A 14,401-nucleotide genomic window follows, 5' to 3' on the forward strand; every position below is an offset into this window, starting at 1 on the left:
CTCATACGCTCCGCAACATGCGCCACAAGGTGAAACAGCCCAACAGCTGCATGACCAGCGCCACGAACAACAGGATGCGACCGGTGCCGTCGTTCCACATGGTCATCAGGTACGCGGGGTTCACGGCCAGAAAGTAGCCGATCATCGAGATCGGCAGGGCGGTGAGCACGTAGGCGGTCACCCGGGTTTCGCCGGTCAAGGCGCGCAACTGGCGGGCGGCTTGCTCGCGCTCGCGGATCATCTTGATCAGGTTTTCCAACAGTTCGCTGGCGTTGCCGCCATAGCGGTGGTTCACCTTCAACCCCAGCGCGAACAGGCGAAACTCGTCGCGCTCGTAGAACTCGGCAAAGTCGTGGGCCGACTCCGGCAGGCTAACGCCCAACTGCACATTGCGCTGGATGCGGCCCATGGCGTGTTGCAGCGGGTCTTCGGTGATCTCGATACCGCCCAGCACCGCGTCGGCCAGGGTGCGCCCGGCCTTGAGGCTACGCACGGTGTGGTCGAGCAATTGCGGCAGTTGTTCGATCATGCGCTTGATGCGCCGTTGATAGCGCCAGGCGATGTACACGCGCAGCAGCAGGGGCGGCAACACCAGCATCACCACCAGGCCGATCCAACCGGCAACCAGCAACCCCAGCACCACGCCCAGGGCCCAAACTGCCAGCCACACACCGAGGTTGTCGCTGGGTTTGCCCAGGCCTGCGCGCAGGAACATGCGTTCTATGCCGCTCCATTGGCTGTTCTCTTCGACGAGTTGCGGCTGGCCTTCGGCAAGGCGGCCCAGCACGCGCTCGGTCTGGGCGCGGCGCAGGCCGTTCTGGAAGGAGCGAATCGACAGGCCGATCAGGATCAGGCAGATGAGCAGCAGGATGGCCCCGGTCATGCTTGCGTCTCCTTCAAGGCAGTAACGGTTCGCGGCGCAGTTTTTCACCGGCCGGGTTGATCGCCTCGCGCAGGAAACCGAAGCCTGTACGCCGGTCATGGCGGAATAGGGTGTTGGTCACGTACACGTCTTCACGGATACCCACCACTTCGACCACTTCACTGACGCAGCGACGGCCGTCCGGCAGTCGAGTCAGTTGAATCACCACGTCCAGGGCGGCGCAGATCATTTGCCGCAGGGTTTTTTCCGCCACCACGCGGCCAGTCAAGCCCACCAACGTTTCCAGGCGCAGCAAGGCATCGGCGGCGTTGTTGGCGTGCACCGTACTCATGGAACCGTCGTGGCCGGTGTTCATCGCGGTGAGCACGTCGAGCACTTCCACGCCACGGATCTCGCCCAGAATAATGCGGTCGGGGCGCATCCGCAGGGCGTTGCGGATCAGGTCGCTGGCCTTGACCTCTCCGTGGCCCTCGGCATTCGGCGGGCGGGTTTCCAGGCGTACGACGTGTGGGTGGCCCAGTTGCAGTTCGGCGACGTCTTCGATAGTGACCAGGCGTTCATGCGGGTTGATCAACTGGCTGAGGATATTCAGCAGGGTGGTTTTGCCGGTGCCGGTGCCGCCGCTGATCAAGATGTTGCAGCGCTTGCCCACCGCTTCCTGAAAGAAATCGAAGATGTTCTGGTCGATGGTCTGCATGGCGACCAAGTCGCTGCTTTTGAGCATGTCCTTGCGAAATTTGCGGATCGACAGGCACGGGCCGTCCAGGGCAATCGGCGGAATGATCGCGTTGACCCGGCTGCCATCGGGCAGGCGTGCATCGACCATTGGCGAGGACTCGTCCAGGCGCCGGCCCAGCGGCGCGAGGATGCGTTGCATGACGCGCTCCACGTGGTGCGCGTCGATAAACCGCAGGTCACTTTGGTGCAGCAAGCCGTCACGCTCGATAAACACCCGGTGCGGGCCGTTGACCAGAATCTCGGTCACGGACGGGTCGCGCAGCAGCACTTCCAGCGGGCCGAAACCGGTCAGCTCGTCGACGATTTCTTCGGCCAGGCGCTCCATCTCATAGCGGGAAATCGCCAAGTGCATGCGGTTGATGTATTCGGCGACTTTGTCGATGACAAATTGCGCCAGCAGCGGCCTCGAACCCTCCAGCAAGTTCTTCCCGGATTCTTCGATGGCATCGATGATGTAGCGATGCAGCACCAGCTTCAGCCCATCGTGGTCGGTGTTGCCACCGACGCCGCGAGCGGGCGCGCCGAAGAGTTTTTCGCCGTTCATTTACCACTTCCCAGCAGGCGTTCAAGCCAGTTGTGCGACGGTTTTTTCATGCCTTCCGAGCGTTTGGCCAGGCGGTCGCCGAGGGTTTTCAGACCGTGAGTCAGGGGTTCTCGCGGCGCCAGGGCGAACAACGTTTGCCCCTGGTTTTTCGCGTTCAGGCGCACCTCCGGGCTCAGTGGCAACACGGCGATCACCTCCAGCCCATAGCTTCTTTCCAGGGCTTCTGAGTCGGGCGCGCAGCTTTTGATATAGCGATCAACCAACAGCTTGGCGTGTTCAAGCTTCATGCCTTTTTCGCGCCACTGGTTCAGCACCGCGAGGTTGCGACGGCAGTCCAGCACGCTTTGGTCGGTGCACCACAACAGCTTGTCGCAGTGGCTGACAAAGGTGCGCAGCGCTTCGCTGTCCGGCTGGCCGGCGAGGTTCACCACAATGTGCTGAAAGTGCTGGCGCAAGGCGCTGAGCAGCATGTACAACTCGGCGGCGCTGGTCTGCTCCAGCGGCTCATCGTTAGAGGCATAGGCGAGGATGCGCAGGCCGTCTTCAGCTGAGGTAAAAGCACTGTTGATCAAGGTGGCGTCCAGCCGCCGCAGGTGGCGCAGGGCATCGCCGAAATTGAACGAACTCTCCAGCCCCAGCAGCGCCAGGCTGTCACCGCGTGGCAGGCCCAGGTCCAGCAGCAGGGTTTGCTGGCCGCTCTTTTGTACGACCAGCGCCAGGTGACTGGCGAGCAGCGCACCGTCGGCATTGCTCTGAGTGCCGTACAGCACGGTGAGGCCGCCCAGTTGCGTGTTGGTCGTGACCGGCGGCAGGCGTTTGCTCAAGCGGCGCACCAGCCCGGCCACTTCGCTGGAACGTGAACCGTAGGCAACAAAATCCCGCGCCCCGGCGCGCATCGCATTCAATACCAATTGGTTGTCCATGCCGTCACCGAGGGCGACGATGGCCAGCATCGGCTTGGCTTCCAGTGCACCTTCGATCAACGCGCTTTGGGCCACCACATGCTCGCGGTCGAGGCCGACAAACACCAGGTTGGCGAAGGTTACGTCGACCAACGCCAGCAGCTCGTCGAGGGTGCCACTGTCGGCGCTGACCACTTGGCCAAGCGGCGCCAGCGCGCCCTGCAGCCATTCCAGGTCGGTGGTATTACGGGTGATTGCCAGGAACGTCTGGCTCAGGCTATCGCTCATTGGGACAACCCATTGCTGCGGTCGAAATTGCCGTTTTCCAGGAAGTACAGGCGGTACCAATTCGGGTCGTAGTTACGCAGGTTCTCGCCGGGCAACGACGGCAGCTTTGCGTTGGCGGCCAGCGGCTGCACCAGGTGTGGGGTGACGATCATCAGCAGTTCTTTGTCTTGGCGGTTGACCGAGGAATCGCGAAAGAACGCACCCAGGATCGGGATGTCACCCAGGCCCGGAAACTTGCTGATGTTGGTAGTGTTGTTGCTGCTGATCAGGCCGCTGATTACGAAGCTTTCACCATCGGCGAGCGATACCGTGGTGTCGGTACGGCGGATGGTCAGGGCCGGCACCTGGATGCTCTGAATCACCAAGGCGTTGGTGTAGTCCAGCTCGCTGACTTCCGGTGCGACCTTGAGGGAAATCCGGTTGCGGTCGATCACGGTGGGGGTCAGGGTCAGGCGAATGCCGAACTCTTTGTACTCGATGGAAATGGTGTCACTGCCGCTGCTGGGCACCGGGATCGGGATCTCGCCACCGGCCAAAAAGGTTGCACTTTGCCCGCTCATGGCTACCAGGCTTGGGCGCGCCAGGGTGTAGGCAAAACCGCTGCTTTCCAGGGCGTTGATCATCGCCGAGACACGCCCGCCGCCAAAGCCGATATTGAATTGGTCAGCGTTCACCGGCAGCTTGAAGGTGCTGGGCGTGGGAAATAACAGGTTGGGGCTGCCGAGGAAAAAGTTCTTGCCCATGCCCAGGATTTTGGTGCTGGCTTCCTTGAGCTTGGTGCGGCTGACCTCGACAAAGCGGATGTCGGTCTGCACTTGGCTGGGCAGCGACGGGTCGTCTGCTGGCGCCAGTGACAGGCTGGTCAGGGCGGCCGTGGCCTTGCCCTTGACGAACACCATGCTCTGGCGCGGTGTGGCTGAGCAGGCGGTCCAGACCATCAGGCTGGTGGTGCCGGAAGCGACGCCGGTGAGCAGAAAACCGCGATTGCCATTGAGGTGGACGTCGGCGATTTTCGGGTCGCCAATCGCCAGGCGCGTGATTGCCACCGGCGACTGCAGTTCTTGTTGCAGACCCTCGCCGACCGACAGGGCTGCGGGCAATTGGCCCAGGCTGGCGCAGTTGCCGGTGGCGGCCACAGCCAGGCCCACAGACAGGTTCGACAGCAGCAGGGCACAGGCGATTTTCAGCGTGAACACCGGTGCGAAACGTCGGCTCATGCACAGCATCCTTGTTCAGTCGGGCGTTTGTTGGGTTGCTTGGTTGCCGCGTATCACCTCGACACCGGTGCGGCGCGGCGCGCTCTGGGCGATTTTTTTCGGGGCTTGGGCGAAGGCCAATTGTGTGAATTGGTAGAGGTCGCGGTTGGCGCTTTGCAGCTTGGCCGGCGTATCGCTTTCACCGGCCCAGTAGTGGCTCAACAAGCGTTCGTCGCTGCTGCGTACGGCCAGGCGCAAGGTGCCGGCCTGGGAGGCGAGCATCAACCGGCTCAGCAGTTGCTCGGGCACCGCCAGTACCACGGTGCGAGAGGGCGCGCGGCGTTGAGCTTTTTCTTCAGCGGTCATCGCGGGAGGGGAGGCGGGAGTGCCGTCGTTGGTCAGGCCCATTTGATCGCCGACGCTGAGCAGGCGCATGGCGGGGACGACGACTTGGGCAGATTGTTCGAGGTTGGCGGTGTCTTGGCGCAGGTAGAGCAATACGTCTACATAGTCGCCGGGACTCAACTGGCCGGCGGCGCCGATCACTTCATCAACGGCGACGGCCAGGGCGCGTTCATCCGGGCGAATCATGCGCGCCAGCGGGCCACCGGGTGTGAAGCTTTCTTCGTTGAGCCAGGTGCCGGCCTGCAGGGCACGCCACGGGGTGCGGCCGATGGCTTGGTCAATACTTGTCATGCTGCCGGCAGGCACGGTGCGCAGTTTTTCTACGCTAAGGTCAGCGGCATTCAGGGCGACAAAGGGCGGAACATCGTGCGCCAGCACCACCACAGGTTGGCGGGTCTGGTCTTCCACCACGGCGACGGCTTTATCGACAGGAGCGGTTTGTGGCGGCGGCGGCGGGGCCGGAGCAGGCTCACGGCTGAGGACCAGCCCCCAGTAACCGGCAAACAGCGCGCCGACCAAAAGCACACCGGCCAGTACCATGCTCAGACGCGTGTTCATGACGGCTCTCCCTTTCCTGTTGCACCGCAACCCGTCTTCCGAACAGGCCAATTACGCAACCCGGCTGCTATGAACAGTGGACTAACTATTTCGCTATTTGAAGGTAGTTCAGCTAGGACGAAATGCCATTACTGACAGAAAGATTTCTTCCTGGCGTCAGAAAGCAGCCTTTGAAATCACGGATTTCAGGCGCCTGCAAAGCACCCACTACTTTGTGATTAATCCGTTCTTACAGTTGTGAGGGTGAGGTTTGTTGACAATGCTCAGATGGCACATCGCAATTACTGTGCAGCACCGAGCCAGGGCGCCTGGCCGCTCAAGGAGCAGTACTTATGATCCTCGACCTGTTGATTAGAATTCACGTCCAGCTGCAGTTGCTTTTTCAGCGCAAAGACGGCGCAACGGCGATTGAATATCTCATTCTCGTGGCGATTGTAGCGTTGGTGATACTGGCAGCTGGCACTACGTTAAAACCACAGATCACCGCGTTCTTCACTAAAATCACCACCGCCGTGACTCCACCGTAAGTTCGGGCGGCATCTGACTGTGCAGTTCCTTGTTTAGCGGGCGCTGAAGCGCCAGAGGAGCAGTATTATGATCCTTGATCTGTTGATTAAATTTTGCGTTCAACTCCAGCTGCTCTTTCGTCGTAAAGACGGCGCCACGGCGATTGAGTACCTCATTCTGGTGGCCATTGTAGCGCTGGTGATTCTGGCGGCAGGGACTACGCTGTCGCCTCAGATCAGCGCGTTGTTTACAAAAATCACGACAGCCATTACGCCAACGTGACCTTGTAGACGGCATTCTTTGAGTACCTTTTGTTATTGATTGGCGCCGCCAGGTAGTACCCATGAATGCTGCATCTGCACCTTTTCGCCAGCAAATCCTGTTGGTGGACGACGAAGAAGATGCCCTCGTAGAACTGGCGGAGTCGCTGGAGAACGAGGGCTTCGTTTGTTTTACCGCCACCTCCGTCACCTACGCATTGCAGGAGCTGACCCTGAACCCCGACATCGCGCTGGTCATCACTGACCTGCGCATGCCCGAGGAAAGTGGCATCTCGCTGATCAAGCGCCTGCGCGAACACACCGATCGCCAACACTTGCCGGTGATCGTGATGTCGGGTCATGCCGAGATGGATGACGTGAGCGACATGCTGCGCCTGCAGGTGCTGGACCTGTTTCGCAAGCCCATCTACCTGGTGCGGTTGATCGACACCCTCAACAGTCTGTTCCCTCTGAGAAAGTCTCACCTGTAGGCGGGTTTTGGCTTACTTGTGGCGAGTGCTCAACCTGTGGCGAGGGCGCTTGCTCCCGTTGGACTGCGCAGCAGTCCCATTTTTCAGGACCGCTTCGCAGCCCAGCGGGAGCAAGCTCCCTCGCCACAACAAGCCTCCCACCACAACCAGCCAGCGCCCACCAATACTCAGAGTTGATAGCTGAAGCTCAGCGTATACCGCGGCCGCCGGTTGAAACTGTCCAGCGCGATATCCGACATCGGCTTGGCCGCTTCCAAGGCAATGTTGTAGTACTTGTTGTCGCCAAAGCGCAGGCCTACAGCGGCCGATGACATGTCATTGCCTTTGACCGGCAGTTCGTTGAACCAGGTCTTGGCGCGGTCGAGCACCACGTAGGGTTGCAGGACCTTCACCCAATCGCCGGCACGGTTGAAGCTGTAGTTGACCTCATACGCCACCCCCCAGCCCTTGTCGCCGGAGCCCTGATCATCCGGGTAGCCGCGCCCGAAGTTCTGCCCGCCAAAGGTCGCGCGTTCACTGTCGGGCAGCGTGCTATCGCTCCAGTAGAATGCACCCGACAGCACGCCCTGCCAGTTATCGAAAAACTTGTCGCTTTGCACGCCGGACAGGCGCAGGCGGAAGAAGTCCAAGTCCGGTTTTGCGCCCTCCAGATCACTGCGAGCAGTGGCGCCCAAACCGTTGATGCCCTGATACAAACCGGCACTGAGAATGCGCAATTGCCGCGTGTCGGACTTGCGCCAGTCGCCCTCGAACGCCAGCGCGCGCAAGTTGGTTTCGATGTCGAAACGGTTGGGGAAGCCCACCAGTTGATAACGGGTGGTTTGGTCCACCGCGTACAGGCGCGTGCCCACGGTCAACGATTCGTTAGGCGAGGCAATCAGCGGGTGGCTGAGGCCAATGGTGTAGCGGTCGATTGACTGGTGCGGCTTGAGTTCGAAGCCGCCGTCGAGCTGGATGTTGCTGCTGGGGTCGGCGCGATAACGCTCGGCGCCCAGCGCCAGTTGGGTGCCCTCGGCATTGATGAACTGGCTGTAGCCCACACGGTAGTAGTGTTCTTTGTCGTCGCCCGGTGGGAACAGGCCGCTGACGTTGAGCTGCTCGCCCATGGATGTCTGCGAATTGCTGGTGGCGGTGAGCAACGCCTGCGTGCCGCCACGGTTTTTGTCGACCAGGCTCATGCTGGTGGTGAAGGGCTTGCGAGTGGCCTGGATGACCATGTGCGTGCCGCCATCGGTGGTGCCTGGCGGCGGCACTTGGGCCTGCAACGTCACGCCAGGAATACGGCCCATGAGCGTGGTATAGCGTTCGAAGGTCTTGCGGGTGAGCGGACGTTCGGCCAGCAGTTTGTTCGCCAGTTTGTCGACGTAGGCTGACACCGAACCAATATCACCGGTTTGTTGGTAATCCTTGATGTAACCCTCTACCAGTACCACGCGTACCAGGCCGTTTTCGAAGGTCTGCTGCGGCAGGAACGCGTAGGACAACAGGTAGCCGTCATCCTGATAGCGACGCGTGATGCTGCGGGTGGCTTCGATCAGTTGCGCAAGGTTGGTCTCATGGCCAATCAACGGCGCGTAGGCCTTGGCGGTCTCGTCCAGCGGATAGATCGTGCCACCGTCGATCTGCAGCTTGCGGATGGTGACCTTGGTGTCCATCAACAACGGCTGGCCCTGGGTGGCCGGCGCTTCGGGTACTTGGGTCTGGGGTGTGACCGGGCGATAGGCGTCGGCCGGAAGGTTGGGCACCGGCAGGTTGCGAATGGTGTCGTTGCTGTTGAGGAAGCTGGGAAGGGTCTCGGCCTGGACGTAGGCACTGAGGGTTAGCACTAACAACGGCGTCAACACGCGCATAGGACACTCCATGGTCAAACTGCAGCAGCGTTTCTGGCCCGCCGGGTTCTGGGACACGGTTCGGGAGAGCCAGGCATTGTTTGTTGAAACAAACCCCATAAAAAAGACGAGAGACTTATAAGGTCTCTCGTCTCAACCAAGCGTAGGCGCTGTAGGGGAGGCCGTCTAATCGGCCAGGTGCAATTCTATTATTTGCCGGTCAGGCCGTTCAACAAACCGCCCAGGCCGCCGCTTGTACCCGTACTTGCGCTGCCGCTGCCCGAGGCAGTGGCGCCGACGCTCAGGCCACCGAGCAAGCCGCCACCGCTGCTGGTGCCTCCGGTGACCAAGCCACCCACCGAGCCCACGGTGTTGCCCACTGCCGTTACGGTGGTGCCCAAGGTGTTAGTGATCGGGTTGGCATTGGCCGCGGTCAGGTTGGCGCCGATACCGCTGACTGCACCGCCGACTTGAGTCACCAAACCGTTGACCGGTGCACCGATGCCGGTGGTGGTGCCGATGTTTTGCGTCAGGCTGGCGACACCGGAAGTCACAGGGTTCAGAGCTGCGCCGACGTTAGTGGCCAAGCCTGCCACCGGTGAGGTAGCGGCGGTGTTGGCGACGCCATTACCACCGATAAGGGGGCCGAGGGAGGCAACCGTATTGCCCAGTGCGCCGCCGGTAACACCCGCTGCACTGAGGGTGCCGTTGGTGTTGCCGACATTCAGGCCGTTACCCACGTTGGCGACCAGGCCGCCGACCAGTTCAGGCAGGCCTGGCGCCGAAGCACCGCCCGCTGGTGCGACATAGCCACCCGACTTGTCGAGCACGCCACCCACGCCAGCCAATGCACCGCCGACAATACTGGTGACAGGGTTGCCGGTGCCGCCTGCGCCAGCCACTTGACCTCCGAGGCCGGTAACGGTGGAGCCGACTTTATCCAGCAGGCCATTGACCGGGTTGCCCAGGCCTGTGGCCTTGCCGAGGTTGCCGGTGGTGTTTTCCACCAGAGAAACCACAGGCACCAACACTTTGCGGCCTACGGTATTGGTCAGCGAACCCAGCGGGCCAGTGGTACTGGCGGTGCTAAGGGTGTCACCGAGCATGGTTACGGTCTGGCCGACTTTATCTACCAGGCCACCGGCTGCAGTGCCTACGCCACCGGTCAAACCGCCGACTACCGGAATACCACCCAGGGTCGTCCCCAGGGTTTTGCCGGTGTTCGATACGCCGGTGCCCAAGTCGGCAACGCCGTCACCTACGCCTGCCACCGTTATGCCTAACGAATTGCTGTTAGTGCCCAGCGAGCCCAGGCCCGAAGTGACACCGGTGCCGATGCTGGTAACCGCATTGCCGGTCGCAGTGACCAGGCCGCCAGCGGTTACGCCGACGATGGGTACGTTGGTCAAGGTTGCACCCAGGTCGCCCACTGCGGCCCCGACATTGCCCACGGTGCTGCCCAAGGTGCCAGCAATTTGGCCGGTGACCAGCGGCGTAGTGGTCGAGCCAGTGCCGCCACCTGTTCCTCCGCCTGTACCGCCGCCAGTACCGCCACCGGTTCCACCGCCAGTACCACCACCGGTGCCGCCGCCAGTGCCGCCACCGGTTCCGCCGCCAGTGCCGCCGCCGGTTCCACCGCCAGTACCGCCACCGGTTCCACCACCAGTGCCGCCGCCAGTGCCACCACCGGTTCCACCGTCAGTACCGCCACCGGTTCCGGCTCCCGCGTCAGGGGAAGAGGCCGCCACACTGCTGCGATGTCCGCCACCGCCGCTGCTGCAGCCGCCGAGGCTCATCGCCATGATCAGGGCCAGCGCGGTACTTGCTTTCCATAGCACTACTTGAGTTTGAGTTTTCATGATTGAGTTCCCTTGCACCTGTACAACCTTGGTTGTTTCAAACGCTCGTTACTTCTAGGGGTAACGATTCGTTTGTCCGTGTGGCTATAACAGACCCAAGTACTTTTTCTGGCAACGCTCAACTTGGTATTAACGATTTATATACGGGGTGCCCGGCAGCGCTTAGCGACTAATACCAAGGGTGTGGGGAGAGGATGTATCAAGATATGTATTTGATTTATATCAATGGCTTAAATAAAAAAGCGGACCTGATAAGGACCGCTATAACTTAGGGTGTATATATACAATTAATCAGTGTTTTTAAGCGATGGGTTGCCACGTCCCCACCATATGTTCAATGTCGCCGGCGCCCTTTAACAGCAACTCGCCACTGGAGCCGGGTGCGCTCGCCAATAAAGTAACTTCGCTGGGCAGGCGGACCGGCTTCTTGAACTCGACCACGATTTCAATATTGGCGGCGGGCAAGTGTTCGCCCAGTGCTGCGAGGGTGTGCGCTTTGTTCCACAACCCATGAGCAATGGCTTGGGGGAAGCCGAATAACTTGGCGGTCAGGGCGCTTAAATGGATCGGGTTGTAATCGCCGGACACCCGGGCATAGCGGCGGCCGATATCGGCGGGGGCTTTCCAGCGCGTCAGTTCGTTGACCTGCGTGGGGCTGGGCAATGTGTTATCCGTCGGCTCGCCTTCGAGTTTCACGCCCCGGCAGAGCATTTGGCTTTCGGCTTCCCACAGCAGGCCGAGGGAATCTTCAACCGTGGTGATCACATCAAAGGTTGCGCCCTTGGCGTGCGGCTTGAGGTTTTGCGCGTGCACGGCCACCGTCAGCTCACTCACGGCGCCCAGTGGCCGGTGAATACGGATACGGTTACTCAGGTGAATCAGCCCCAGCAACGGGAACGGAAAGTTTTTCGCGGTCAGCAATTGCATCTGCAGGCCGAACGCCAGGATATGCGGGTAAGTGGCTGGCAGGATGGGGCTGTCAGCAAAGCCGCAGACGTTGCGATAGGCCGCTACGGCCCTGGGGTTGACGCTCACCCGGCAGCGCAACCCTTGTTCAGGCAAGGTGCTGCCGGTGATCTTGCGTTTGAGGGCCGCGCGCCAGTACAGCGGTGGTAGAAACGGGGTGCTGCCTAAGGTCTGCCAATCCATGCTTACGCTCCCAGCAGGCTTTGCCCACATACCCGCAATGCTTGGCCAGTGACCGCGCCGGAACCCGGTTGGCCGAGCCAGGCCACCGCCTCGGCGACGTCCTGCGGCAAGCCGCCCTGGCCCAGTGAACTCATGCGCCGCCCGGCTTCGCGCAGGGCAAAAGGAATATGCGCAGTCATCTGGGTTTCAATAAAACCAGGCGCCACGGCATTAATGCTGATCCCGCGCTCGCCCAGCAACGGCGCCCAGGCCTGGGCGAGGCCAATCAGCCCGGCCTTGCTCGCGGCATAGTTGGTTTGCCCGCGATTACCGGCGATGCCACTGATTGAGGCCAGCAGCACCACGCGGCCGTTGTCGTGCATGGTGCCGCTGTCGAGCAGGGCTTTGGTCAGCACCTGTGGGGCGTTGAGGTTGACCGCCAGCACCGCGTCCCAGTATTCCGGGGTCATATTGGCCAGGGTCTTGTCGCGCGTGATGCCGGCGTTGTGCACCACGATGTCGATGCCGTCCGGCAGGTGTTCGATCAACTGCGTGGCCGCGTCTTCGGCGCAAATATCCAGCACCACGGTGCGGGCGCCCAGGCGTGCGGCCAAGGCCTCGAGGTCCGCCTTGGCCTGGGGCACGTCCAGCACGATCACCTCGGCGCCATCGCGGGCCAGGGTTTCGGCGATGGAGGCGCCAATGCCACGGGCGGCACCGGTGACCAACGCCTTGCGCCCGGCCAACGGCCGCGTCCAGTCCTCAACCGGCGTGGCGCAGGCTTGCAGGCGAATCACCTGGCCTGAGATGTAGGCGCTCTTGGGCGACAGGAAAAACCGCAATGCACCTTCCAACTGGTCTTCGGCGCCTTCGCCTACGTACAACAGTTGCAGGACGCCGCCATTGCGCAGCTCCTTGGCCAAGGAGCGACTGAAACCTTCCAGGGCGCGCTGGGCACTGGCAGCAAAGGGGTCGCTGAGACTTTCCGGCGCTCGGCCGAGAATCACCAGGTGCGCGCTGTGATCGAGATTTTTCAGCAGCGGTTGAAAGAATTCTCGCAGCTGCTTGAGTTGATCGGTGTGCTGCAAGTCGCTGGCATCGAACACCACCGCCTTGAGCTTGGGGCCATGGCCGGGAATCCACGTCGATGACTCGACGCCGTAGCTGTAAATCGCGTCGGTCAGCTTGTGGGCAAACACCTGCACCTTGGCCGCCAATGCGCCGCCGCCCAGCAGCAGCGCACCTTCCACCGGGCGCAGGCGGCCAGCCTGCCAGCGTTCCAGGCGTACCGGTGACGGCAGGCCAATGGCGGCGACCAGGCGATGGCCGAGGCTTGAGTTGGCGAAGTCGATATAACGGTCAGACATGGAACGCTCTCCGAAGGCTGGGGTTCAAACGGTTGACCACCCCGGTGCGGTAGTCGTTCGATCAGCCTAGGCTAGGCTTGATGATTCCACCCACAACTATCAGGGAGCTTTCCATGACTCAATTGCGCCGTGTAGCGATCATTGGCGGTAATCGCATCCCCTTCGCCCGATCCAACGGCCCGTATGCCACGGCGAGTAACCAGGCGATGTTGACCGCTGCCCTGGAGGGCTTGATCGAACGCTACAACCTGCACGGCTTGCGCATTGGCGAGGTGGCTGCCGGTGCGGTGCTCAAGCATTCGCGCGACTTCAACCTCACCCGCGAATGCGTGCTGGGCTCGCGCCTTTCACCGCAAACCCCGGCCTACGATATTCAGCAGGCCTGCGGCACCGGGTTGGAAGCGGCGCTGCTGGTGGCCAATAAAATTGCCCTGGGGCAGATCGAGTGTGGGATTGCCGGTGGCGTCGACACCACGTCTGACGCGCCCATCGGCGTGAATGAAGGCCTGCGCAAGATCCTGCTGCAAGCCAACCGCAGCAAATCCATGGCGGACAAATTAAAAGTCCTGTTACAACTTCGCCCCCAGCATCTGAAGCCGGAGCTGCCGCGCAACGGCGAACCGCGCACCGGTCTGTCGATGGGCCAGCACTGTGAGTTGATGGCGCAGACCTGGCAGATTCCCCGCGCGGAGCAGGACCAGTTGGCCCTGGAAAGCCACCAGAAAATGGCCGCGTCCTACGCCGAAGGCTGGCACAACGATTTGCTCACGCCATTCCTCGGCCTGACCCGCGACAACAACCTGCGCCCCGACCTGACCCTGGAAAAACTTGCCGGCCTTAAGCCTGCGTTCGAGCGCAGCGAAAAGGGCACGCTCACCGCCGGCAACTCCACGCCGCTGACCGACGGCGCATCGCTGGTGCTGCTGGGCAGTGAAGCCTGGGCCCAGGAGCGCGGCTTGCCGATCCTTGCTTACCTGCGCGATGGCGAAGCGGCGGCGGTGGATTTCGTCAACGGCGCCGAAGGCCTGCTGATGGCGCCGGTGTACGCGGTGCCACGCTTACTGGCGCGCAATGGCCTGACGCTGCAGGACTTCGATTACTACGAGATCCACGAAGCCTTCGCTGCCCAGGTTTTGTGCACGCTGAAGGCCTGGGAAGACCCCGAATACTGCAAGACCCGCCTGGGGCTGGACGCGCCGCTCGGCGCCATCGACCGCAGCCGGCTCAACGTCAAGGGCAGTTCACTGGCCGCCGGGCATCCGTTTGCGGCTACAGGCGGGCGGATTGTGGCCAACCTGGCCAAGCTGCTGGACGCCGCCGGGAAAGGGCGTGGGCTGATTTCGATCTGTGCCGCTGGCGGTCAGGGTGTAACGGCGATTATCGAACGCTGAATTGTGCAGATAAATTGGCATATTGGATGCATTCTTAAGTGCCAAAGGTCGGTAG

The 14,401-nt window shown here is 61.6% G+C and carries 13 protein-coding genes; 4 read left to right on the plus strand and 9 right to left on the minus strand.

Going from position 1 to position 14,401, the window contains the following annotated elements; genetic code table 11:
- Position 1: 1 nt before the first annotated feature.
- Genes ACA065_RS03260 through cpaB form a run of 5 tightly spaced genes read right to left on the minus strand, consistent with a single transcriptional unit; the run spans position 2 to position 5,514 of the window.
- Entirely contained in the window at positions 2–883 is an 882-nt protein-coding gene (locus ACA065_RS03260) for a type II secretion system F family protein (protein ID WP_497693295.1), read from the minus strand.
- Between the two features lie 13 nt (positions 884–896).
- Positions 897–2,165 (minus strand): TadA family conjugal transfer-associated ATPase, encoded by a 1,269-nt coding sequence (locus tag ACA065_RS03265; protein WP_497693296.1) that lies wholly within the window; start codon positions 2,163–2,165, stop codon positions 897–899.
- Entirely contained in the window at positions 2,162–3,355 is a 1,194-nt protein-coding gene (locus ACA065_RS03270; RefSeq protein WP_497693297.1) for a CpaE/TadZ family protein, read from the minus strand. Before ACA065_RS03270 ends, ACA065_RS03265 begins: the two co-directional genes overlap by 4 nt.
- Positions 3,352–4,572 (minus strand): type II and III secretion system protein family protein, encoded by a 1,221-nt coding sequence (locus tag ACA065_RS03275; RefSeq protein WP_497693298.1) that lies wholly within the window; start codon positions 4,570–4,572, stop codon positions 3,352–3,354. Before ACA065_RS03275 ends, ACA065_RS03270 begins: the two co-directional genes overlap by 4 nt.
- Before the next feature lie 15 nt (positions 4,573–4,587).
- Entirely contained in the window at positions 4,588–5,514 is a 927-nt protein-coding gene (gene cpaB, locus ACA065_RS03280) for a Flp pilus assembly protein CpaB (protein ID WP_497693299.1), read from the minus strand.
- A gap of 332 nt (positions 5,515–5,846) precedes the next feature.
- On the opposite strand from cpaB, the gene ACA065_RS03285 reads away from it, so the two are divergent.
- The 3 genes from ACA065_RS03285 to ACA065_RS03295 all read left to right on the plus strand — a co-directional run bounded on the left by ACA065_RS03285 (position 5,847) and on the right by ACA065_RS03295 (position 6,772).
- On the plus strand, positions 5,847–6,041 hold the full coding sequence (locus ACA065_RS03285) for a Flp family type IVb pilin (RefSeq protein ID WP_497693300.1): 195 nt from the start codon (positions 5,847–5,849) through the stop codon (positions 6,039–6,041).
- Between the two features lie 67 nt (positions 6,042–6,108).
- Complete coding sequence (locus ACA065_RS03290) at positions 6,109–6,303, plus strand: Flp family type IVb pilin (RefSeq protein ID WP_497693301.1); 195 nt, start codon at positions 6,109–6,111, stop codon at positions 6,301–6,303.
- Positions 6,304–6,364: 61 nt separating this feature from the next.
- On the plus strand, positions 6,365–6,772 hold the full coding sequence (locus ACA065_RS03295; protein WP_448653114.1) for a response regulator: 408 nt from the start codon (positions 6,365–6,367) through the stop codon (positions 6,770–6,772).
- 167 nt (positions 6,773–6,939) lie between these two features.
- Here ACA065_RS03295 and ACA065_RS03300 read toward each other — a convergent pair whose 3' ends face one another.
- The 4 genes from ACA065_RS03300 to ACA065_RS03315 all read right to left on the minus strand — a co-directional run bounded on the left by ACA065_RS03300 (position 6,940) and on the right by ACA065_RS03315 (position 12,955).
- On the minus strand, positions 6,940–8,622 hold the full coding sequence (locus tag ACA065_RS03300) for a ShlB/FhaC/HecB family hemolysin secretion/activation protein (protein ID WP_497693302.1): 1,683 nt from the start codon (positions 8,620–8,622) through the stop codon (positions 6,940–6,942).
- Positions 8,623–8,810: 188 nt separating this feature from the next.
- Positions 8,811–10,460: a collagen-like triple helix repeat-containing protein gene (locus ACA065_RS03305; RefSeq protein ID WP_497693303.1), complete on the minus strand. Its 1,650-nt coding sequence runs from the start codon at positions 10,458–10,460 to the stop codon at positions 8,811–8,813.
- Positions 10,461–10,760: 300 nt separating this feature from the next.
- Positions 10,761–11,609: a MaoC family dehydratase gene (locus ACA065_RS03310; protein ID WP_497693304.1), complete on the minus strand. Its 849-nt coding sequence runs from the start codon at positions 11,607–11,609 to the stop codon at positions 10,761–10,763.
- Positions 11,610–11,611: 2 nt separating this feature from the next.
- Complete coding sequence (locus tag ACA065_RS03315; RefSeq protein ID WP_497693305.1) at positions 11,612–12,955, minus strand: 3-oxoacyl-ACP reductase; 1,344 nt, start codon at positions 12,953–12,955, stop codon at positions 11,612–11,614.
- Positions 12,956–13,068: 113 nt separating this feature from the next.
- On the opposite strand from ACA065_RS03315, the gene ACA065_RS03320 reads away from it, so the two are divergent.
- Positions 13,069–14,346, plus strand: a complete 1,278-nt coding sequence (locus ACA065_RS03320) for an acetyl-CoA C-acetyltransferase (protein WP_497693306.1) — start codon at positions 13,069–13,071, stop codon at positions 14,344–14,346.
- The last annotated feature ends 55 nt before the right edge of the window (positions 14,347–14,401 follow it).

The organism is Pseudomonas sp. LBUM1640, assembly GCF_059716225.1.